The organism is Kitasatospora sp. NPDC093806 (assembly GCF_040683335.1).
GTDB lineage: Bacteria > Actinomycetota > Actinomycetes > Streptomycetales > Streptomycetaceae > Kitasatospora.
In genome coordinates this window covers 106,636-127,496 of record NZ_JBFBDO010000004.1, presented here as the reverse complement: position 1 = coordinate 127,496, position 20,861 = coordinate 106,636, and the positions used below count along the sequence as shown (strand labels likewise).

The 20,861-nt window shown below is 72.8% G+C and carries 15 protein-coding genes and 1 pseudogene; 15 read left to right on the top strand and 1 reads right to left on the bottom strand.

All coding sequences use genetic code 11. The features are described from left to right. Positions 1-2: 2 nt before the first annotated feature. The 4 genes from AB0N76_RS05025 to AB0N76_RS05010 are packed head-to-tail and all read left to right on the top strand — an operon-like array spanning position 3 to position 6,068. Positions 3-671 carry a GNAT family N-acetyltransferase gene (locus AB0N76_RS05025; RefSeq protein WP_363553345.1) on the top strand — a complete coding sequence of 223 codons (669 nt, stop codon included), beginning with the start codon at positions 3-5 and terminating at the stop codon, positions 669-671. A gap of 14 nt (positions 672-685) precedes the next feature. Beyond that, positions 686-2,125 carry a SidA/IucD/PvdA family monooxygenase gene (locus AB0N76_RS05020; protein WP_363553259.1) on the top strand — a complete coding sequence of 480 codons (1,440 nt, stop codon included), beginning with the start codon at positions 686-688 and terminating at the stop codon, positions 2,123-2,125. Then, positions 2,103-3,926 carry an IucA/IucC family siderophore biosynthesis protein gene (locus tag AB0N76_RS05015; protein WP_363553257.1) on the top strand — a complete coding sequence of 608 codons (1,824 nt, stop codon included), beginning with the start codon at positions 2,103-2,105 and terminating at the stop codon, positions 3,924-3,926. Before AB0N76_RS05020 ends, AB0N76_RS05015 begins: the two co-directional genes overlap by 23 nt. Before the next feature lie 12 nt (positions 3,927-3,938). Beyond that, complete coding sequence (locus tag AB0N76_RS05010) at positions 3,939-6,068, top strand: ATP-dependent DNA helicase (RefSeq protein ID WP_363553255.1); 2,130 nt, start codon at positions 3,939-3,941, stop codon at positions 6,066-6,068. 101 nt (positions 6,069-6,169) lie between these two features. Here AB0N76_RS05010 and lexA read toward each other — a convergent pair. Next, positions 6,170-6,838: pseudogene (gene lexA, locus AB0N76_RS05005) on the bottom strand (transcriptional repressor LexA); the annotation flags it as partial. A 557-nt stretch (positions 6,839-7,395) separates the two neighbouring features. Between lexA and nrdR the strand changes: the two are divergent. From nrdR to AB0N76_RS04950, 11 genes are all read left to right on the top strand, one after another. Next, the gene (nrdR, locus tag AB0N76_RS05000; RefSeq protein ID WP_363553253.1) at positions 7,396-7,893 is read left to right on the top strand and encodes a transcriptional regulator NrdR; all 498 of its coding nucleotides are present in this window, start codon (positions 7,396-7,398) and stop codon (positions 7,891-7,893) included. Between the two features lie 230 nt (positions 7,894-8,123). Beyond that, positions 8,124-11,003 carry a vitamin B12-dependent ribonucleotide reductase gene (locus AB0N76_RS04995; RefSeq protein ID WP_363553251.1) on the top strand — a complete coding sequence of 960 codons (2,880 nt, stop codon included), beginning with the start codon at positions 8,124-8,126 and terminating at the stop codon, positions 11,001-11,003. 307 nt (positions 11,004-11,310) lie between these two features. Next, the gene (locus AB0N76_RS04990) at positions 11,311-13,065 is read left to right on the top strand and encodes an ATP-binding protein (protein WP_363553249.1); all 1,755 of its coding nucleotides are present in this window, start codon (positions 11,311-11,313) and stop codon (positions 13,063-13,065) included. Next, entirely contained in the window at positions 13,065-13,517 is a 453-nt protein-coding gene (locus AB0N76_RS04985) for a roadblock/LC7 domain-containing protein (RefSeq protein WP_363553247.1), read from the top strand. Before AB0N76_RS04990 ends, AB0N76_RS04985 begins: the two co-directional genes overlap by 1 nt. Further along, the gene (locus AB0N76_RS04980; RefSeq protein WP_363553245.1) at positions 13,514-13,903 is read left to right on the top strand and encodes a DUF742 domain-containing protein; all 390 of its coding nucleotides are present in this window, start codon (positions 13,514-13,516) and stop codon (positions 13,901-13,903) included. The genes AB0N76_RS04985 and AB0N76_RS04980 overlap by 4 nt, the downstream gene beginning before the upstream one ends. Then, entirely contained in the window at positions 13,884-14,561 is a 678-nt protein-coding gene (locus AB0N76_RS04975; RefSeq protein ID WP_363553243.1) for an ATP/GTP-binding protein, read from the top strand. Before AB0N76_RS04980 ends, AB0N76_RS04975 begins: the two co-directional genes overlap by 20 nt. After that, positions 14,558-15,805, top strand: coding sequence for a cytochrome P450 (locus tag AB0N76_RS04970; protein ID WP_363553241.1), 1,248 nt, complete (start codon positions 14,558-14,560; stop codon positions 15,803-15,805). The genes AB0N76_RS04975 and AB0N76_RS04970 overlap by 4 nt, the downstream gene beginning before the upstream one ends. A 94-nt stretch (positions 15,806-15,899) precedes the next feature. Then, positions 15,900-17,111, top strand: coding sequence for a cytochrome P450 (locus AB0N76_RS04965; protein WP_363553239.1), 1,212 nt, complete (start codon positions 15,900-15,902; stop codon positions 17,109-17,111). A 260-nt stretch (positions 17,112-17,371) separates the two neighbouring features. Next, a complete protein-coding gene (locus AB0N76_RS04960; RefSeq protein ID WP_363553237.1) occupies positions 17,372-18,769 on the top strand; it encodes an ABC transporter substrate-binding protein in 1,398 nt (465 codons plus the stop codon). 180 nt (positions 18,770-18,949) lie between these two features. Next, complete coding sequence (locus AB0N76_RS04955) at positions 18,950-19,942, top strand: sugar ABC transporter permease (protein WP_363553235.1); 993 nt, start codon at positions 18,950-18,952, stop codon at positions 19,940-19,942. Beyond that, positions 19,939-20,856, top strand: a complete 918-nt coding sequence (locus AB0N76_RS04950) for a carbohydrate ABC transporter permease (RefSeq protein WP_363553233.1) — start codon at positions 19,939-19,941, stop codon at positions 20,854-20,856. The genes AB0N76_RS04955 and AB0N76_RS04950 overlap by 4 nt, the downstream gene beginning before the upstream one ends. Positions 20,857-20,861 lie beyond the last annotated feature (5 nt).

Genomic DNA, 20,861 nt, shown 5'->3' with positions numbered 1-20,861 from the left:
CCGTGACCGGCACCGACGAGCCGTCCGGGTGGGGCGCCATGGCCACCGCCGCCGGGGAGTTCCGGCTCCGGGCGGTCCGGCTCCCCGCCGACCTCGGGCTGCTCGCCGACTGGATGAACGACCCCGAGGTCGCCGCTTTCTGGGAGCTCGCCGGCCCGCCCGCCGTCACCGAGCGGCACCTGCGCGCCCAGCTCGACGGCGTCCGACCCGGCGGCGCCGGACCCGAGGGCGCCGGACCCGAGGGCGCCGGACCCGACGGCACCGGCCCCGAGGGCGACCGGCACAGCCTGCCCTGCCTCGGCCTGCTCGACGCCGTCCCGATGAGCTACTGGGAGGTCTACCGCGCCGATCTCGACCCGCTCGCCGCGCACTACCGCGCCCGGCCCCACGACACCGGCCTGCACCTGCTGCTCGGCCCCGCCGGCAGCCGCGGCCGGGGCCTCGGCGCCACCCTGCTGGCCGCCCTCGCCGACCGCGTCCTGCGGGAACGGCCGCACTGCCAGCGGGTGGTCGCCGAACCCGACGTCCGCAACCGGCGCTCCGTCCGCGCCTTCGAACGGGCCGGCTTCCGGCTCGCCGCCGTACTCGACCTGCCCGCCAAGCGCGCCGCCCTGATGATCCGCGACCGCGCCCCGCACCGTGACCGCGCGCACGCCCCGCACCCCGCCTAGGACGTTCCCGACCCATGGACACCCCAGCACCCCCGCCCGGCCCCTACGACCTGCTCGGCGTCGGCATCGGCCCGTTCAACCTCTCGCTCGCCGCGCTCGCCGAACCCGTTCCCGGCCTGCGCACCCTGTTCTGCGACCGGCGCCCGGAGTTCCGCTGGCACCCCGGGATGCTGGTCGACGGGGCCCGGATGCAGGTGCCCTTCCTCGCCGACCTGGTCTCCCTGGTCGACCCGACCAACCCCTGGTCCTTCCTCAACCACCTGCGCGAACAGGACCGGCTCTTCCCCTTCTACTTCACCGAGCGCTTCCAGCTCACCCGCCGCGAGTACGACCACTACTGCCGCTGGGCCGCCGAGCGGCTCGCCAACTGCCGCTTCGGCACCGAGGTCACCGCCCTGCACTGGGCCGGCGACCGCTACCGCGCCGAGCTGCGCGAGACCGCCACCGGCCGGACCCGCACCGTCGAGGCCCGCCACCTGGTGCTCGGCGTCGGCACCCGGCCGACCCGGCCCGCCGCCTTCGCCGCCCTGGACGGCCACCCGCGCGCCTTCCACTCGGCCGACTACCTCGACCGGCGGGCCGACCTGGCGGGCGCCCGGGACATCACCGTGGTCGGCAGCGGCCAGTCCGGCGCCGAGGTCTTCCTGGACCTGCTGCGCCGCCACGACGGCGACGGCGTCCGGCTGCGCTGGCTCACCCGCACCCGGGCGCTGGCACCGATGGAGTACTCCAAGCTCGGCCTGGAACACTTCACCCCCGACTACACCCGGTACTTCCACGGCCTGCCCGAGGCCGTCCGGGACACCCTGGTCGACGCCCAGTGGCAGCTGCACAAGGCCGCCTCCGCCGAGACCCTCGCCGAGATCCACGACCACCTGTACGAGCGCACCGTCGGCCGGCCGATCGACAGCGCGCCGGTCGAGATCACCCCCGGCACCGCCGTCACCGACGCCCGGCCCGGCCCCTGCGGCGGGCTCGAACTGCGCTGCGAGCACACCGACTCCGGCACCGGGCACGTGCTGCGCACCGACGCCGTGGTGCTCGCCACCGGTTACCGGGCGGCCCGTCCGGCCGCCCTGGAACCGCTCGCCGGGCTGATCGACTGGGACGGCGCCGGCCGCTACCGGGTCGACCTCGACCACCGGGTGGCCACCAGGCCCGAGGTCACCGGCGGGCTGTACGTGCAGAACGGCGAACTGCACACCCACGGCGTCGGCACCCCCGACCTCGGGCTCGGCGCCCACCGGGCCGCGGTGATCCTCAACGCCGTCACCGGCCGGACCGTCCACCGGCTGCCCACCCGCACCGCCTGGACCGGCTTCGCGCCGCCCGCAGCCGTCCCGTCCGCTGAAGCCCCGTCCGCAGCCGTCCCGTCCGCCGAAGCCCCGACCCCGTCCGTCGCCGACCTCCCCCGACCCCAGGAGCCGACCCGTGCCGCAACCGCCGGCCGCTGAACCGCCGCTGTACCTGCCCCCGCAGCTCACCGCCGGGCACTGGCAGCGGGCCGGCCGCGCGCTGCTGGCCAAGATGCTCGGCGAGTTCGCCTACGAGGAGCTGATCACCCCCGTCCCGGACGGCACCGGCGGCCACCTGCTCGCCCTGCCCGAGGCCGAGTACCGCTTCACCGCCCGCCGCGGCGCCTACGGCGGCTGGCTGGTCGACCCCGGCTCCGTCCGGTGCGACCGGCCCGACGGCCTCGACCCGCTGCGCTTCCTCGCGTACGCCCGGCACACCCTCGGCCTGCGCGGCGACACCACCGGCCACCTGCTCCGCGAGCTCACCGCCACCCTGATCGCCGACGCCCACCTGCTGGCCACCGGCCTCACCGCCGCCGAACTCGCCGACCTCGGCCACACCGAACTGGAGGGCCGGCAGGGCGGCCACCCGTGGATCGTCCCCAACAAGGGCCGGCTCGGCTTCTCCGCCGCCGACACCGCCCGCTGGGCCCCCGAGGCCCGCACCGCCCGCCCGCTGCCCTGGCTCGCCGTCCACCGCCGGCTCGCCGAGTACCGGGGCGTCCCCGGCCTGACCGACCCCGAGCGGCTGTACCGCCGCGAACTCGACGACCCGGACGCGCTGCGCGCCCCGCTCGGCCCGGCCGCCGACGACTACCTGCTGCTGCCGGTCCACCCCTGGCAGTGGGACGAGACCGTCGTCCCGCTGTTCGCCCCGTGGATCGCCTCCGGCGAGATCGTCCCGCTCGGCACCGACGGCGACCTGCGGCTGCCCCAGCAGTCGATCCGCTCCTTCTTCAACGAGAGCCGCCCCGAGCGCTGCACCGTCAAGCTCCCGCTGGCCATCCTCAACACCCTGGTCTGGCGCGGCCTGCCCACCGAGCGCACGCTCGCCGCGCCCGCCGTCACCGCCTGGATCCACGGCCTGCGCGACGCCGACCCGTTCCTGCGCGACGAGTGCCGGGTGGTGCTGCTCGGCGAGATCGCCTCGGTCACCGTCGACCACCCGCTCTACCGCGAGCTGCCCGAGGCCCCCTACCAGTACAAGGAACTGCTCGGCGCGATCTGGCGCGAACCGCTCGGCCCCGCGCTGGCGGACGGCGAACGCGCCCGCACCCTGGCCGCCCTGCTCCAGACCGGCACCGACGGCCGCCCGCTGGTCGCCGAGCTGATCGCCCGCTCCGGGCTCACCCCCGCCGAGTGGACCGGCCGGCTGTTCGCCGCGATGCTGCCGCCGCTGCTGCACTTCCTCTACCGCTACGGACTCGTCTTCTCCCCGCACGGCGAGAACGCCATCGTGCTCTTCGACGAGCGGGACACCCCGGTCCGGCTGGCGGTCAAGGACTTCGTCGACGACGTCAACCTCAGCGACCGGGACCTGCCCGAGCTGCGCGGACTGCCCGCCGAGGTCGACGCGGTCCTGCTGCGCGAGGACCCGGCGGGCCTCTGCCAGTTCCTGCACTCCGGGTTGTTCATCGGCGTCTTCCGCTACCTGGCCCCGCTGCTGGAGGCGCGGACCGGGCTGGCCGAGGAGGAGTTCTGGGCGCTGCTGCGCGCCGAGATCCTCCGCCACCAGGCGCGGTTCCCCGAGCTGGCCGAGCGGTACGCGCTGTTCGACCTGTTCCGGCCGCGGATCGACCGGCTCTGCCTCAACCGCAACCGGCTGCTGCTGGACGGCTACGGGGACCGCCCGCACCGCCCGCACGCGGCCCGCCACGGCACCGTCGGCAACCCGCTAGCCGAGGGTGGGGAGGCGCCGCTGCCCGGACAGCGGGACCGGATTGTCACCCCTGCCCCGTAGGGTGGAAGGGCCATGACGAACGACTCCGAATCCCAGCTCCCCGCAGAGGACGCCGACCGCTCCGACAGCGGCGCGGACGCCCCGGCCGAGGCCGTCCCCCGGACCCGCATCCCCGAGCTGCTGCACGCCGCGGTGGCGGCCGTCGGCGGCGTCGAGCGCCCCGGCCAGCTCCGGATGGCCGAGGCCGTCGCCGACGCCGTCGACCACGGCGAGCACCTGCTGGTGCAGGCCGGCACCGGCACCGGCAAGTCCCTCGCCTACCTGGTGCCGGCCCTCGCCCACGGGGACCGCGTGGTGGTCGCCACCGCCACCCTGGCGCTGCAACGCCAGCTGGTCGAGCGGGACTTGCCGCGCACCGTGGAGGCGCTGCACCCGGTGCTGCGCCGCCGCCCGCTGTTCGCGATGCTCAAGGGCCGCTCCAACTACCTCTGCCTGCACCGGGCCAACGAGGGGACCCCGAGCGACGAGGGCGAGGGCCTGTTCGACCCGGTCGAGGCGATGGGCGGGCCCACCGGCAAGCTCGGGAAGGAAGTGCTCCGGCTGCGCGACTGGGCCGACGAGACCGAGACCGGCGACCGGGACGACATGACCCCCGGCGTCTCCGACAAGGCCTGGGCCCAGCTCTCGGTCACCTCCAAGGAGTGCCTGGGCGCCACCCGCTGCGCCTACGGCCAGGAGTGCTTCGCGGAGAAGGCGCGCGAGCGGGCCAAGCTCGCCGACGTCGTGGTCACCAACCACGCGATGCTCGCGATCGACGCGATCGAGGGCGCGCCGGTGCTGCCCGAGCACGGGCTGCTGATCGTCGACGAGGCGCACGAGCTGGTCAACCGGGTCACCGGGGCGGCCACCGCCGAGCTGACCGTCGGCGCGGTGAACCGGACGGTCAAGCGCGCCGCCCGGCTCGCCAACGAGAAGGCGGTCGACGCCCTCCAGGCCGCCGCCGAGAACTACCACGGCCTGATGGAGACCGCCCAGCCCGGCCGGGTCGAGGAGCTGCCCGAGTACCTCGGCTACGCGGTTACCGCGATCCGGGACGCCTCCCGGCAGGTGATCACCTCGCTCGGCGAGACCAGGGACAAGGGGCTCAGCGACGAGGACGCCGTCCGCAAGCAGGCGATGGCCTCCGCCGAGGCGCTGCACGAGACCGCCGACCGGCTGCTCCAGGACTCCGAGTACGACGTGGTCTGGATCGAGCGCAGCGACCGCTTCGGCCCGGGCACCGCCTCGCTGCGGGTCGCCCCGCTGAGCGTCTCCGGGCTGCTGCGCGAGGGCCTGTACAAGGAGCGCTCGGTGGTGCTCACCTCGGCCACCCTCAAGCTCGGTGGCGACTTCAACGGCGTGGCCGGCTCGGTCGGCCTGCCGTCCGAGGCCCGGCTGCCGGACGTGCGCACCCCGGGCGACAGCCCGGAGCCGGCCGCCTTCGGCGACGACGAGCCGGTGCCGCACTGGCGGGGCATCGACGTCGGCTCGCCGTTCAAGTACCCCAAGCAGGGCATCCTGTACGTCGCCAAGCACCTGGCCGACCCCGGGCGCGACCCCGAACGGCCGGACATGCTGGACGAGTTGGCCGATCTGATCGGCGCGGCCGGCGGGCGGACGCTCGGGCTGTTCTCCTCGATGCGCGGCGCCCAGACGGCCGCCGAGGCGATGCGGGAGCGGCTGGACCACCGGATCCTGCTCCAGGGGGAGGACACCCTGGGCGAGTTGATCCGGGAGTTCGCCTCCGACGCGACCAGCTGCCTGTTCGGCACGCTCTCGCTCTGGCAGGGCGTGGACGTGCCCGGTTCGGCCTGCCAGCTGGTGGTGATGGACCGGATCCCGTTCCCGCGTCCGGACGACCCGCTGATGAGCGCCCGGCAGAAGGACGTCGAACAGCGCGGCGGGAACGGCTTCATGGCCGTCGCGGCGACCCACGCGGCGCTGCTGATGGCGCAGGGCGCCGGGCGGCTGGTGCGGGCGGCGGACGACCGGGGCGTGGTGGCGGTGCTCGACCCGCGGGTGGAGACCAAGCGGTACGGGGGCTTCTTCCGGTCCTCGATGCCGGAGTTCTGGTACACCACCGACCGCAACCAGGTGCGCCGCTCGCTGGCCTCGATCGACGCCTCGGCGGCGCCGGTCCGGCCGGTGGTGAAGCGGGGCTGAGCAGGGCGGTTCTTCCGGGGGAACGACGGAGGGGCTCCGCGCGGTGTCGCGTGGAGCCCCTTCCCGTACGTGGTGGGCGAGTGCGGCGGGCGGTGCGGCCGTCAGAGCCGGCGCAGGACCGCCACCACCTTGCCCAGGATGGTCGCGTTGTCGCCGTTGATCGGCTCGTACGCCGGGTTGTGCGGCATCAGCCAGATCCGGCCGTCCTCGCGCTTGAGCCGCTTCACGGTGGCCTCGCCGTCGATCATCGCGGCCACGATGTCGCCGTTCTCGGCGACCGGCTGGCGGCGGACGGTGACCCAGTCGCCGTCGCAGATGGCCGCCTCGATCATCGAGTCGCCGCGCACGGTGAGCGCGAACAGCTCGCCCTCGCCGACCAGCTGGCGCGGCAGCGGGAAGACGTCCTCGACCGTCTGCTCGGCCAGGATCGGGCCGCCGGCGGCGATCCGGCCGACCAGCGGCACGTACGAGGTGGACGGGCGGCCGGCGGTCTCGGCGGTGTTCGGCCGGGCCACCTCGACGCCGCGGACCTCGTAGGCGCGCGGGCGGTGCGGGTCGCGGCGCAGGAAGCCCTTGCGCTCCAGGGCCATCAGCTGGTGCGCGACCGAGGAGGTGCTGGACAGACCGACGGCCTGGCCGATCTCGCGCATGGACGGCGGGTAGCCGCGCCGCTGGACGGAGTCCCGGATGACCTCGATCACCCGGCGCTGGCGCTCGGTGAGGCCGGCCTCGTCGGTGCGGATCCCGGGCGGGCGGCCGGGCGCCGACCTGGTCGGCGCGGGGTGGGCGTCATCGAGCACGGGGGAGTGTTCGATCGGCTGGTCCGGCACGCGGCCCACGCCGGAATGGCCCGGGCCGGCGAGGCGGTGGTCTTCGCTACGGTCCATGGTGATGTCCACACTCTGCTGATTCGTGGTGCGCTGCCCCACCTTGAGCTGGGAGTGTTCCTGCACCGGGATGGTGTTGCTTTCGACGGTGTTCACGGCGGCCCCTCTCGACGGCTGTCCTCTCCTTTTTCCAGCCCAACGCACCTCGTATCGAAAGGTTGCGCCAAACACACGTTCGAGTGAATTATTCGGGAGTTGGCTGACTCGATCAAGGCTTTGTTGTACATCGATTAAATGTTCGACCCGAAGTCGCTTCCGGCAGTTTAGTCGGCGCCGACACGCCAGCGCCCTCGGATCCGCCGTAGACCTACATGTAGTGGCTACAGTCCTCCCCGTGGCCCAGTACTTGTGGTCGAGGCCTCAAGATCGGGTTGCCCGCAGCGCCTCCGGATCGCATAGACTCGACCAGTCCGCACGTCCTGCCAAGGAGGGATCCTCAGGTGCACTGCCCCTTCTGCCGGCACTCCGACAGCCGCGTCGTCGACAGCCGGACCACCGAGGACGGCAGCTGCATCCGCCGTCGCCGGCAGTGCCCGGACTGCGGTCGCCGCTTCACCACGGTGGAAACGGCCGCCCTGATGGTCATCAAGCGCAGCGGCGTCACCGAGCCGTTCTCCCGGGAGAAGGTCATCTCCGGCGTCCGCAAGGCCTGTCAGGGCCGCCCGGTCACCGAGGACGCCCTCGCCCAGCTCGGCCAGCGGGTCGAGGAGTGCGTGCGGGCCACCGGCAACGCCGAGCTCACCACCCATGACGTCGGGCTGGCCATACTCGGCCCGCTCAAGGAACTCGACGTCGTCGCCTTCCTGCGCTTCGCCAGCGTCTACCAGGCGTACGACGGACTGGAAGACTTCGAGGCCGCCATCGCGGAACTCCGCGCCGAGCGTCCCGTCTCCGAGGCGGACGGCGCCTGCGTGCCCGTCGCCGCCGCCGCGCCCTAGCCGGCGCGGCCCACATCGGCCCCTTCCGGGGTCGGCAGCACCTCATGGCCCCCACCGGGGCCGACACGGCTCCCCGTAGGGCCGACGTGTGCCCGAAATCGGTGCACAGATCATGACAAATCGTGCGCAAGCAGACGGCGTCCCGCCTGCCCGCACACCGGAAGAGCGAACCAGCCGTGCCCGGACTTTTCGGGGCACTTCGGGCGTTTGCCCAACCAGGAGGAGGAACAGTGACAGACACCACGAGCGGTTCCGCACGCGGGTCGAAGTCCGACAAGACCGCGGCGAAGGGTGCCGGCAAGGCGCCCAAGGGCGGACTGCGGGTCGAGCGCATCTACACCACCCCTGGCGTGCACCCGTACGACGAGGTCCGCTGGGAGCGGCGCGACGTCGTCATGACCAACTGGCGCGACGGCTCGATCAACTTCGAGCAGCGCGGTGTCGAGTTCCCCGACTTCTGGTCGGTCAACGCGGTGAACATCGTCACCTCGAAGTACTTCCGCGGCGCCGTCGGCACCCCGCAGCGCGAGTGGAGCCTCAAGCAGATCATCGACCGCGTGGTGCTCACCTACCGCGCCGCCGGCGAGAAGAACGGCTACTTCGCCACCCCGGACGACGCCGAGGTCTTCGAGCACGAGCTGACCCACGCCCTCCTCCACCAGGTCTTCAGCTTCAACTCGCCGGTCTGGTTCAACGTCGGCACCAAGCAGCCCCAGCAGGTCTCCGCCTGCTTCATCCTGGCCGTCGACGACTCCATGGAGTCGATCCTCGACTGGTACAAGGAAGAGGGCATGATCTTCAAGGGCGGCTCCGGCGCCGGCCTCAACCTCTCCCGGATCCGCTCCTCCAAGGAGCTCCTCTCCTCCGGCGGCAACGCCTCCGGCCCGGTCTCCTTCATGCGCGGCGCCGACGCCTCCGCCGGCACCATCAAGTCCGGCGGCGCCACCCGCCGCGCGGCCAAGATGGTCGTCCTCGACGTCGACCACCCGGACGTCGAGGCCTTCATCGAGACCAAGGTGAAGGAGGAGGAGAAGATCCGCGCCCTGCGCGACGCGGGCTTCGACATGGACCTCGGCGGGGACGACATCACCTCCGTCCAGTACCAGAACGCCAACAACTCGGTCCGGGTCAGCGACGAATTCATGACCGCCGTCGAGAACGGCACCGAATTCGGCCTGCGCGCCCGGATGACCGGCGAGGTCATCGAGACCGTCGACGCGAAGAAGCTCTTCCGCAAGATGGCCGAGGCCGCCTGGGCCTGCGCCGACCCCGGCATCCAGTACGACTCCACCATCAACCACTGGCACACCTGCCCGGAGTCCGGCCGGATCAACGCGTCCAACCCCTGCTCCGAGTACATGCACCTGGACAACTCCAGCTGCAACCTCGCCTCGCTCAACCTGATGAAGTTCCTGCGCGACGACGACTCGTTCGACGCCGCGACCTTCGCCAAGGTCGTCGAGCTGGTCATCACCGCGATGGACATCTCCATCTGCTTCGCCGACTTCCCGACCGAGAAGATCGGCGAGACCACCCGCGCCTACCGCCAGCTGGGCATCGGCTACGCCAACCTCGGCGCCCTGCTGATGGCCACCGGCCACGCCTACGACAGCGAGGGCGGCCGCGCCCTGGCCGGCGCCATCACCTCCCTGATGACCGGCACCGCCTACCGCCGCGGCGCCGAACTCGCCGGCGTCGTCGGCCCGTACGACGGCTACGCCCGCAACGCCGCCCCGCACCAGCGGGTCATGAAGCAGCACGCGGACGCCTCGAAGGCCGCCGTCTCCGTCGACGAGCTGGACGCCCCGGTCTGGGCCGCGGCCACCGACACCTGGGGCGACGTGCTCCGGCTCGGCGCGCAGAACGGTTTCCGCAATGCCCAGGCCTCGGTGCTCGCCCCGACCGGCACCATCGGCCTGATGATGGACTGCGACACCACCGGCGTGGAGCCGGACCTCGCGCTGGTCAAGTTCAAGAAGCTGGTCGGCGGCGGCTCGATGCAGATCGTCAACGGCACCGTCCCGCGCGCCCTCAAGCGCCTCGGCTACCAGGACGAGCGGATCGAGGCGATCGTCGCCCACATCGCCGAGCACGGCAACGTGGTCGACGCGCCGGGCCTGAAGACCGAGCACTACGAGGTCTTCGACTGCGCCATGGGCGAGCGTGTCATTTCGGCCATGGGGCACGTGCGGATGATGGCGGCGATCCAGCCGTGGATCTCCGGCGCCATCTCCAAGACGGTCAACATGCCCGAGGCCGCCACGGTCGACGAGATCGAGGAGATCTACTTCGAGGCGTGGAAGATGGGCGTCAAGGCATTGGCGATCTATCGCGACAACTGCAAGGTCGGCCAGCCGCTCTCGGCCAAGAAGAAGTCCGGCGAGGACACCAAGGCCGAGGCCGCCCCGGTGGCCCCCGCCGCCGCGGTCGAGAAGGTCGTCGAGTACCGCCCGGTCCGCAAGCGCCTGCCCAAGGGCCGCCCGGGCATCACCACCTCCTTCACGGTCAGTGGTGCCGAGGGCTACATGACCGCCAACTCCTACCCGGACGACGGCCTCGGCGAGGTCTTCCTGAAGATGTCCAAGCAGGGCTCGACCCTCGCAGGCATGATGGACGCCTTCTCCATCGCCGTCTCGGTCGGCCTCCAGTACGGCGTGCCGCTGGAGACCTACGTCTCGAAGTTCACCAACATGCGCTTCGAGCCGGCCGGTCTGACCGACGACCCGGACGTGCGGATGGCGCAGTCGATCGTCGACTACATCTTCCGCCGCCTGGCGCTCGACTTCCTGCCGTTCGAGACCCGCTCGGCGCTCGGCATCCACTCCGTCGAGGAGCGCCAGCGCCACCTGGAGACGGGCTCCTACGAGCCGCTGGAGGTCGAGGAGGAGCTGGACACCGAGACCCTCGTCCAGTCCGCCCCGGTCACCCCGGCCGCCGCCCCGGCCCCGAAGGCCACCCCGGCCCAGGCCCACAACTCGACCGAGCTGATGGAGATCCAGCTGGGCCTGAACGCCGACGCGCCGCTCTGCTTCTCCTGCGGCACCAAGATGCGCCGCGCCGGCAGCTGCTACCTCTGCGAGGGCTGCGGCTCCACCAGCGGCTGCAGCTGACGGAAGACCAGGACGTTCCACCGGATGAGGTGAACGTGTGAGGTGGGGCGAGGACCTGAGGTCCTCGCCCCACCTTTTTCGTCGCTGCCGGATGGTGTCGGAGGTGGCGGTGGGGTGAGGGGACGGGGGCGGAGCGGTATACGGAGCGTGCCTGGCCGAGACTGACCGTCAACTCGTCGGTTGAGCGCACTGTATGAATGGATATGATCGGCCGACCGCGTGTACCGATCACCCGCCCGGAGACGTTCCACGACGTCGGCCGGGCGGTCGCGCATCAGCCCGCCCCGCTGCCGAGGACACCGCACCGATGACAGAATCCACCAGCCCCGACGGCGGGCCACGCCGTCGACCCGATGCGCGCACCAAGGCCCTGACGGCGGCGGCCGCCCTGTTGGCGGTGGTGGCCGGGCCGGTCGGGGTGCTGCGGGCTCTCGACGCCGGGCAGCCGCTGACCGCCGTCGCCGTGGCCGCGGTGGCCGTGCTCTGGCTGATCGCCGTCTGGCAGGCCGCGACCGCCACCGAGCGGGCCCGCCGGCTGGAGGTGGCGCTGGCCGCGAAGGACGACGAGGCCATGGCGGCGCTCGTGGTGGCCGGTTCGGCCCGGCAGGCCGAGGCCGCCGCCCGGTCGCGGGCCGCCGCGGCGGAGGCCGAGCGGGACGAGGCCCGGACCGGACAGGGGCGGGCCGAGGCGGAGGTCACCGCCGCCCGCGCGGAGGCCGCCCGGGCGCGCGCGGCGGTCGAGGCGGAGCTGGCCGAGCGGGCCGCCCTGGACCGGCTGGCCGACGAGGTGCTGCCCGAGGTGGTGAAGCGGCTGCGCGGCGGCGCGACCGTGGACGGCGCGCTGGCCGCCCACCGCGACCACCCCCAGCGCGCGCTGCTGCGCGCCGTCGCCGAGGAGATCGGCCGGGGCGAGAAGCTGCGGGCCGCCGCGCTGGCGGTCTGCGCGACCGCCGCCGGCCGGGTGCAGGCCCTGGCCACGAGCATGCACGCGGAGCTGCGCGAGATGCAGCACCGGCACGACGAGGAGGTCCTCGGCGACCTGCTGCGCCTCGACCACTCGACCGCCCAGGCGGGCCGGATGGCGGACAGCATCGCCGTGCTCACCGGTGCCCGGTCGGGTCGGCGCTGGGCGAAGCCGATCGCGGTGGAGTCGGTGCTGCGCGGCGCGCTCGGCCGGATCGGCGCCTACCAGCGGGTCCGGCTGCACAACGCGAGCACGGCCGCGGTGGCCGGGTTCGCCGCCGAGGGCGTGATGCACGCGCTGGCCGAGCTGCTGGACAACGCCACCAACTTCTCCGCCCCGCCGGCCGAGGTGCACGTGTACGTCGAGGAGGTGCCGGCCGGCCTGGCGATCACCGTCGAGGACAGCGGCCTGGGCCTGAGCGACAGCTGGCTGCGCCGGGCCGAGCGGGCGGTCTCGGCCGAGCCGCTGGACCTGACCGCGCTGTCGGCGGGGACCCGGATCGGCCTGGCGGTGGTCGGGGCGCTGGCCCGCAAGCACGGGCTGCAGATCTCCTTCCGGCCGTCGGCGCGCGGTGGCACCGGGGTGGTGATGCTGATCCCGCAGCAGCTGGTCACGCACCCCGCGCCGGAGGCCGCTCCGGCGCCCGCGGCGCCCGAGCCGATCGCTGCGGCCGTCCCGCGCCCCGCGCTCACCCCCGCGCGCCCGGCGCTGGCCGCCCCGACGGCCGCCCCCGTTCCCGTTTCACCGTCCGTGCCGTCCGCGTCGGCGGTCGTCCCGGCGGCGGCCCCCGCTCCCGTCCGGGTCACCGACAGCGGCCTGCCGCAGCGCCGCCGCGGTCAGACCATGGCCACGACCGCCCCCGCGGCCGCGGCCGCCGACCGGCCGGCCCGTCCGGACGGGGTGAGCGCCGCCGCCCGGTTCGGCGCCTTCCGTCAGGCGGCCCAGCGGGCCAAGGGCGACACCCCGCCCGCGGGCACGCCGGTCATCCCGGACCCCACGGACACCCGGTCCGTCCCGGGCCCCCGGTCCACCCCGGACCCGGTGCCCACCCCGCACCCCGCGTCCGACGCTTCCCCCGTCACCGAGAAGGACTCCTGATGAGCAGTGCCACCGACCGCGACCTCGACTGGCTGTTGGAAAACCTGCTGGGCAACACGCCCGGCACCCGGCACGCCCTGGTGCTCTCCGCCGACGGCCTCAAGCTCTGCCACACCTCCGGGCTGGGCAACGACCAGGCCGACCAGCTGGCCGCGATAGCCTCCGGCCTGCAGAGCCTGGCGCACGGCGCGTCCATCGAGTTCGGTGACGGCACCGGCGGCGTGCGGCAGTCGATGACCGAGTTCCACGGCGGCGTGCTGTGCATCGTGGCGGCCGGCGAGGGCGCGCACCTGGCCGTGGTCACCGACGAGGACGCGGACGTCGGTGTGGTCGGCCACAACATGCACGGGCTGATCGAGCAGATCGGCGTCCACCTCAGCGCCCCGGCCCGGGAGGACGCCGAGGCGGCGGGGGCCGGCGGATCGGTGACCGACGGGAGCGCCCGGGCATGAGCGGGCGCGGGGGGAACACCGACGGGCGTCCGCTCCTGTCCGGCCGGGACGACGACCCGGACCGCCTGTACACCATCACCCGGGGCCGCAGCCGGGCCCCGGAGAACGCGTTCGACCTGGTCACCCTGATCGTCGCCGAGCGGGAGCCGGCACCGGGCATGCAGTCGGAGCACGCGCGCATCCTGCGGATGTGCGAGGCGCCGACCGCCGTGGTGGAGGTCGCCGCGGAGCTGGCGCTGCCGGTGTCGGTGGTGAAGATCCTCCTCGGCGACCTGCTGGAGGGCGGATCGATCACCGCCCGGCACCCGCGGTTCGCGCCGAACAAGGCCCGGCTGCCCGATCTCGACACGCTGAAGCAGGTACTGCATGGACTCCAACAGCTCTGAGGACCGGGACCCGCGCCCGGTCGGGCGGACCCCGCTGCGCCGCACCGCCGACAACGCGCTGAAGATCGTCGTGGTCGGCGGCTTCGGCGTGGGCAAGACCACCCTGGTCGGCGCGGTCAGCGAGATCCGTCCGCTGAACACCGAGGAGACCATGACCAAGGCGGGCGAGGGGATCGACGACCCCACCGGCGCCTGGGGCAAGCGGTCGACCACGGTCGCGTTCGACTTCGGCCGGATCACCCTGTCCGCCAGCCAGGTGCTGTACCTGTTCGGCGCGCCCGGGCAGGAGCGTTTCTGGTTCCTCTGGGACCGGCTGTTCAGCGGCGCCCTCGGCGCGGTCGTCCTGGTGGACACCCGGCGGCTGGAGGAGTCCTGGTACGCCATCGACCGGCTGGAGCACCACGGCACGCCGTTCATCGTCGCCCGCAACAACTTCGGCGAGCCGACCCACAGCCTGGAGCAGGTCCGCGAGGCGCTCGACCTGTCGCCCGACGTGCCGCTGGTGGACTGCGACGCCCGCGACCGGGAGTCCGGCAAGCGGGTGCTGATCGAGCTGGTCCGCCACCTGACCGCCCGGGTCGAGGCCGCGACGGCGGGCGCCCCCGTCGCCCCGGCCGTCGGCGCCGCCGCCCCCGTCCTTGAGGAGAGCACCCCGTGACCGAGCCCGCCGCCGCCACCCCGCCGCCGGGCTGCCCGGCGCACGCCGGCGCCACCCCGCTGTACGGGCCGCGCTTCCAGACCGACCCGGGGCAGCTCTACCGCGAGCTGCGGGCCGCGCACGGCCCGGTCGCGCCGGTCGAGCTGGCCGGCGGGGTCCCGGCCTGGCTGGTGATCGGCTACCGGGAGCTCCAGCTGGTGACCGGTCAGCCGCAGCTGTTCGGCCGGGACTCCACCCGCTGGACCGGCTGGGCGACCGTCCCCGAGAACTGGCCGCTGAAGCCGATGATGGCCCCGGTGCCGTCGATCCTGTACGCCGAGGGCGAGGAGCACGTCCGCCGCTCCCGGGCGGTCACCGACGCGCTGGCCGCCGTCGACCCGTACGAGCTGCGCAAGCACTGCGAGGAGCTGGCCGACCGGCTGATCGACGACTTCGCCGGGCGGGGTGAGGCGGACATGGTCGCCGAGTACGCGCACCGGCTGCCGCTGCTGGTGCTCTGCCGGGTGCTCGGGCTGAGCGAGGAGCAGGCGCCGGTGCTCATCGAGGCCCTGCACACCATGCTGGACGGTGGTCCGGACGCCCCGGCCGGCGCGATGCGGCTGCTCGGCGTGATGCAGGAGCTGGTGGCGGAGAAGGCCGAGTACCCGGGCGAGGACATCGCCTCGCGGATGCTCGCGCACCCGGCGGGGCTGAACCACGAGGAGGTCATGCGGGACCTGCGGGTGCTGCTGATCGCCGGCCAGCAGCCGACCTCGTACTGGATCTCCAACGCGCTGCGGCTGATGCTGACCGACCGGCGGTTCGCCGCCTCGCTGTCCGGCGGCCGGCGCAGCATCAGCCAGGCGCTGAACGAGGCGCTCTGGGAGGACACCCCGACGCAGATCTTCGCGGGCCGCTGGGCGACCCGGGACACCCGGCTCGGCGGGCAGCGGATCGCCGCCGGGGACATGGTGCTGCTCGGGTTCGCGGGGGCCAACGCGGATCCGTCGGTGCGGCAGGCGGACGGCCGGCCGGCCGAGGGCAACCGCGCGTACCTGAGCTACTCGTACGGCGACCACGGCTGCCCGTTCCCGGCGCAGGAGGCGGCCGAGGTGATCGCGACGACGGCGGTCGAGGTGCTGCTGGACCGGCTGCCGGACCTGCGGCTGGCGGTGGCCGAGCACGCGCTGGTGTGGCGGCCGTCGGCCTGGGTGCGCGGGCTGGTGGCGCTGCCGGTGTCGTTCACGCCGGGGTACGCGGGCTGAGGCCCGTTCCGCCGTACGCGGGCTGCGGCCCGTTCCCTTTCCCGTGCACAGGTCCGGAATCCGCAGGACCGGAACCGAAGGAGAGCTGTAGCCGATGACCGCCCCCGCCCCGATAGTCCTCGACCCGCTGGCGCGCGACAACGCCGCCGAGGGCGCGCTGCTGCGCGCCGCCGGCCCGGTGGTGCCGGTGGAGCTGCCCGGCGGTGTCGCCGCCTGGGCGGTCACCCAGCACGCGGCCGCCCGTGAGCTGCTGACCGACGCCCGACTGGTCAAGAACGCCGAGCACTGGGCGGCCTACCAGCGCGGGGACGTGCCGAAGACCTGGCCGCTGATCGGTCTGGCGGTGCCCGGTCCGAGCATGGTGACCACCGACGGCGCGGCGCACCGCCGGCTGCGCGCGCTGGTGGCGCAGGCGTTCACGCCGCGCCGGGTGGAGCTGATGCGCCCGCAGGTGGAGCAGATCACCCGCGGCCTGCTGGACACGCTGGCGGCGGGGGAGCCGGAGGTGGACCTCAAGTCCGCCTTCGCCTTCCCGCTGCCGATGACGGTGATCTGCTCGCTGCTCGGCGTGCCGGAGTCGGACCACGCCCACCTGCGCGACCTGTACGAGCGGTTCTTCGGCGCGCGGCCGAACCCGGAGGGCATCCAGGCGACCATCGCCGGTCTGAACGCCTTCGTCAACGACCTGGTGGCGAAGCGCCGTTCGGCCCCGGGGGACGACCTGGCGAGCGTGCTGCTGCTGGCCGACGCCGAGGGCGGGGCGCTGACCGACGCCGAGGCGGCGGCCACCCTGCGGGTGATCATCGCGGCCGGTCACGAGACCACCGTGAACCTGATCGGCAACGCGGTGCGGGCGCTGCTGTCGCACCCGGACCAGCTGGCGCTGGTGCGGGCGGGCGAGGTCGGCTGGGACGCGGTGGTCGAGGAGTCGCTCCGCTGGACGCCGCCGACCAGCAACTTCCTGTTCCGGTTCGCCGCCGAGGACGTGCCGGTGGGCGACACGGTGATCCCCAAGGGCGAGCCGGTGCTGATCTCGTACAACGCGATCGGGCGCGACCCGGCGCAGCACGGGGTGACGGCCGAGCTGTTCGACGTCACCCGGGACCCGATCCGGCACCTGTCCTTCGGGCACGGCCCGCACGTCTGCCCGGGCTCGCCGCTGGCCCGGCTGGAGGCGGGGATCGCGCTGCCGGCGCTGTTCGAGCGGTTCCCGGAGCTGTCGCTGGCGGTGCCGGACGAGGAGCTGCGGCCGAGCGGCTCGCTGGTGGTGAACGCGCTGAAGGAGCTGCCGGTCCGGCTGTTCTGACCGATCATCCGATCGTCTGCCCCTCGTATGCCCCGCCCCGCCCGGTTCCGGGTGGGGCGGTCGGCGTTCCGGGTCGTTCCGGGGCGTGCGGGGGTGTACGGGGGTGAAGGGCGTGTCGGGACCTTGGCGGCGCGTGGCGGCTGCGTTAACGTCATCAGATCGGCCGGCCGCCGCGTCCATGTCGAACGTCGATCTCCGGTACAGCGCAATGTCGTTCTGTCGTACAGCCGAGCGTCCGCGCCCTGCCGAGGAGGACCGCATTGACCCCCACCCCGACCGTGCCGTCCACGCGTGCCCGCCGCCGTCCATCGGCACTGCCGGCCCTGCTGGCCGTCGTCGCCCTGACCGCGGCCTGCTCCAACAGCTCCGACAGCTCAGGCGGTTCCGGAGGCTCCGGCGGCTCCGCCGGAGCGACGCTGTCCGGTGACTGCGCCGTCTACCAGCCCTATGCGGGGCACGCCGGCAAGACGGTGACGGTGTTCGCGTCGATCCTCAGCCCCGAGTCGGACAACCTGGAGAAGTCCTGGTCCGACTTCAGTCGGTGCACCGGCATCAGGATCAGCTACGAGGGCAGCAACGACTTCGAGTCCCAGCTGCCGGTGCGGGTGAGCGGCGGCAACGCCCCGGACTTCGCGATCATCCCGCAGCCCGGTCTGCTGGCGCAGATGGTGAAGAGCGGCAAGGTGGTCAAGCCGTCGCAGCAGACGGTGGCGAACCAGGCGAAGTGGAGCCCGGTCTGGAAGACCTACGGCTCGGTCAACGGCACCTTCTACGCGGCGCCGATGAGCGCCAACATGAAGTCCCTGGTCTGGTACTCGCCGAAGGCGTTCAAGCAGGCCGGCTACGAGGCCCCGAAGACCTGGGCCGACCTGATGGCGCTCAGCGAGCGGATCGCCAAGGCGGGTGGCGGCAAGCCGTGGTGCGGCGGCATCGCCTCCGGGACGGCCACCGGCTGGCCGGCCACCGACTGGCTGGAGGAGGTGGTGCTCGGCTCGTACGGCGGCGAGGTGTACGACCAGTGGGTGGGGCACCAGCTGAAGTTCTCCGACCCGAAGATCACCGCGGCGATGAAGACCGTCGCCGACTGGATGCAGAACCCGGCCTGGGTCAACGGCGGCTACGGCGACGTGAAGTCGATCGCCACCACGACCTTCCAGGACGCGGGCGCGCCGATCCTCACCGGCAAGTGCTTCATGCTGCAGCAGGCGTCGTTCTACAAGGCGCAGTGGCCGAAGGAGACGAAGATCGGCCCGGACGGCGACATCTTCGCCTTCCACCTGCCGGCGGTGAACCCCTCGGTGCCCAACCCGGTCGAGGGCGGCGGGGAGTTCCTCACCGCGTTCGCGAGCCGGCCCGAGGTGCAGGCGGTCCAGGACTACCTGTCCAGCACGGACTGGGCGAGCAGCCGGGTGCGGACCGCGAGCGGCTGGGTTTCGGCCAACCAGGGCGTGGACAAGAGCCTGTACACCGATCCGATCGACCGGCTCTCGGCCGACGCGCTGACCGACCCGGCGGCCACCTTCCGGTTCGACGGCTCCGACCTGATGCCGGCCGCGGTCGGCGCCGGGCAGGAGTGGAAGTCGCTCACCGCCTGGTTCGCCGAGGGGCAGTCGATCCAGAAGACCGCCGCGGACATCGACGCCGCCTGGCCGCAGTAGCGGCGCGCGTCGCGGGACCACCTGTCGAGGGCGGTGCGGGGCCACCCACCCGCACCGCCCACCCCCTTCCGTTCCGCAGTGGGGCTCGTCCTCCGCAGGGAAAGCCTCCATAGGGAAAGCCTTCGCAGGGAAAGCCTTCGCAGGGAAAGTCCGTCCTCCGCAGGGAAAGGACGTCACGCCATGTCCCTCTCCGCCGGCGCCTGGGGCGACGCGGTGGTCAAGTTCGGCAACGGCTTCGGCGCGATCGCCGGGTTCCTCGGCGTCCTGCTGCTGGTCTTCCTGGCCGCCGGCCGGGCGTCCGGCCGGCTCGCCCGCCCGTTGGCCGTCCTGGTCCTGCTCGGCCCGGCGGTGGTGCTGCTGCTGGTCGGCCTGGTCGCGCCGCTGATCCGCACGGTCTACCTGAGCCTCTACAACGACGACAGCAGCCGGTTCGTCGGCGGCGAGAACTTCGGCTGGGCCTTCACCACCGACTCGGTGCACGAGGTGCTGGTCAACACGGTGCTCTGGCTGGTGGTCGCGCCGCTGGCGGCCACCGGCCTCGGCCTGGTGCTGGCCCTGCTGGTCGACCGGATGCGCGGCCAGGCGGTGTACAAGTCGCTGATCTTCCTGCCGATGGCGATCTCGCTGGTCGGCGCCTCGATCATCTTCAAGTTCGTCTACGAGTCGCGGGACCCGTCGCAGCGTCAGATCGGCCTGCTCAGCCAGGTCGCGATCACGCTCGGCTGGGACGACCCGCCGAACTGGATGCTCTCCCAGCCGCTCAACACCTTCCTGCTGATGGCGGTCATGGTGTGGGTGCAGACCGGCTTCGCGATGGTGGTCCTCTCGGCGGCGATCAAGGCGATCCCGGACGAGATCACCGAGGCGGCCCGGCTGGACGGCGCCCGCGGGGTGCGGCTGTTCTGGTACGTCACCGTGCCGATGATCCGCACCACGGTGGTGGTGGTCCTGACCACCGTCATGATCACCACGCTGAAGGCCTTCGACATCGTCCGGACCATGACCGGCGGCAACTTCGGCACCCAGGTGCTGGCCAACGAGATGTACTCGCAGTCCTTCGTCCAGTTCAACACCGGGCGGGGCAGCGCGTTGGCGGTGATCCTCTTCCTCGCGGTGCTGCCGCTGGTGGCCTACAACATCGTCCAGCTGCGCAAGGAGCGTGCGGTCCGATGAGCGTACGGAGTACCGGAAGCCCCGTCCGGAAGGCCTTCTCCACCCCGCTCGCCTCGGTCTTCGTGATCGCGGTGACGGTGCTGTGGACCATCCCCACCCTGGGCCTGCTGGTCACCTCGCTGCGCCCCAAGCGGGACGTCACCGCCGACGGCTGGTGGAACGCCTTCCTCCACCCGGACCTCGGCCTGGACAACTACCACACCGTGCTGTTCGAGGGCGGCTCCGGCGTCTCCACCGGTCTGATGCCGTTCCTGGTGAACTCGCTGGCGATCAGCGTCCCGGCCACGCTGTTCCCGCTGGTGCTGGCGGCGATGGCCGCGTACGCGCTGGCCTGGGTGCGCTTCCGGGGCAGCGACACGCTGTTTTTCGTGGTGTTCGCGCTCCAGGTGGTGCCGCTCCAGATGGCGCTGATCCCGTTGCTCCAGCTGTTCTCCGGCGGCGCGCACCTGGGGTCGCTGACGCTGGTGCCGGCGCTCGACCTCAAGGGCACCTACGCGCCGGTCTGGCTCGCGCACACCATGTTCGCGCTCCCGCTGGCGATCTTCCTGCTGCACAACTTCATGGCGCAGCTGCCGCGCGACCTGATGGAGGCGGCGGTGGTGGACGGGGCCTCGCACTTCAAGATCTTCCGCTCGATCGTGCTGCCGCTCTGCGCCCCGGCGCTGGCCTCCTTCGCGATCTTCCAGTTCCTCTGGGTCTGGAACGACCTGCTGGTGGCGCTGACCTTCGCGGGCGGCACGCCCGAGGTGGCGCCGATGACGGTCCGGCTGGCGCAGCTGTCCGGTTCCTTCGGCGGACGGTGGGAACTGCTCACCGCGGGGGCGTTCCTGTCGATCGTGATCCCGCTGGCGGTCTTCTTCGCGCTCCAGCGGTACTTCGTGCGCGGGTTGCTGGCCGGCTCGGTCAAGGGCTGACGGTC

Coding starts and splice junctions, on each gene's coding strand:
- AB0N76_RS04990 (WP_363553249.1), top strand. CDS start 11,311: ATGACAGAATCCACCAGCCCCGACGGCGGGCCACGCCGTCGACCCGAT.
- AB0N76_RS04955 (WP_363553235.1), top strand. CDS start 18,950: ATGTCCCTCTCCGCCGGCGCCTGGGGCGACGCGGTGGTCAAGTTCGGC.
- AB0N76_RS04980 (WP_363553245.1), top strand. CDS start 13,514: ATGAGCGGGCGCGGGGGGAACACCGACGGGCGTCCGCTCCTGTCCGGC.
- AB0N76_RS04985 (WP_363553247.1), top strand. CDS start 13,065: ATGAGCAGTGCCACCGACCGCGACCTCGACTGGCTGTTGGAAAACCTG.
- AB0N76_RS04965 (WP_363553239.1), top strand. CDS start 15,900: ATGACCGCCCCCGCCCCGATAGTCCTCGACCCGCTGGCGCGCGACAAC.
- AB0N76_RS05020 (WP_363553259.1), top strand. CDS start 686: ATGGACACCCCAGCACCCCCGCCCGGCCCCTACGACCTGCTCGGCGTC.
- AB0N76_RS04975 (WP_363553243.1), top strand. CDS start 13,884: ATGGACTCCAACAGCTCTGAGGACCGGGACCCGCGCCCGGTCGGGCGG.
- AB0N76_RS04950 (WP_363553233.1), top strand. CDS start 19,939: ATGAGCGTACGGAGTACCGGAAGCCCCGTCCGGAAGGCCTTCTCCACC.
- AB0N76_RS05010 (WP_363553255.1), top strand. CDS start 3,939: ATGACGAACGACTCCGAATCCCAGCTCCCCGCAGAGGACGCCGACCGC.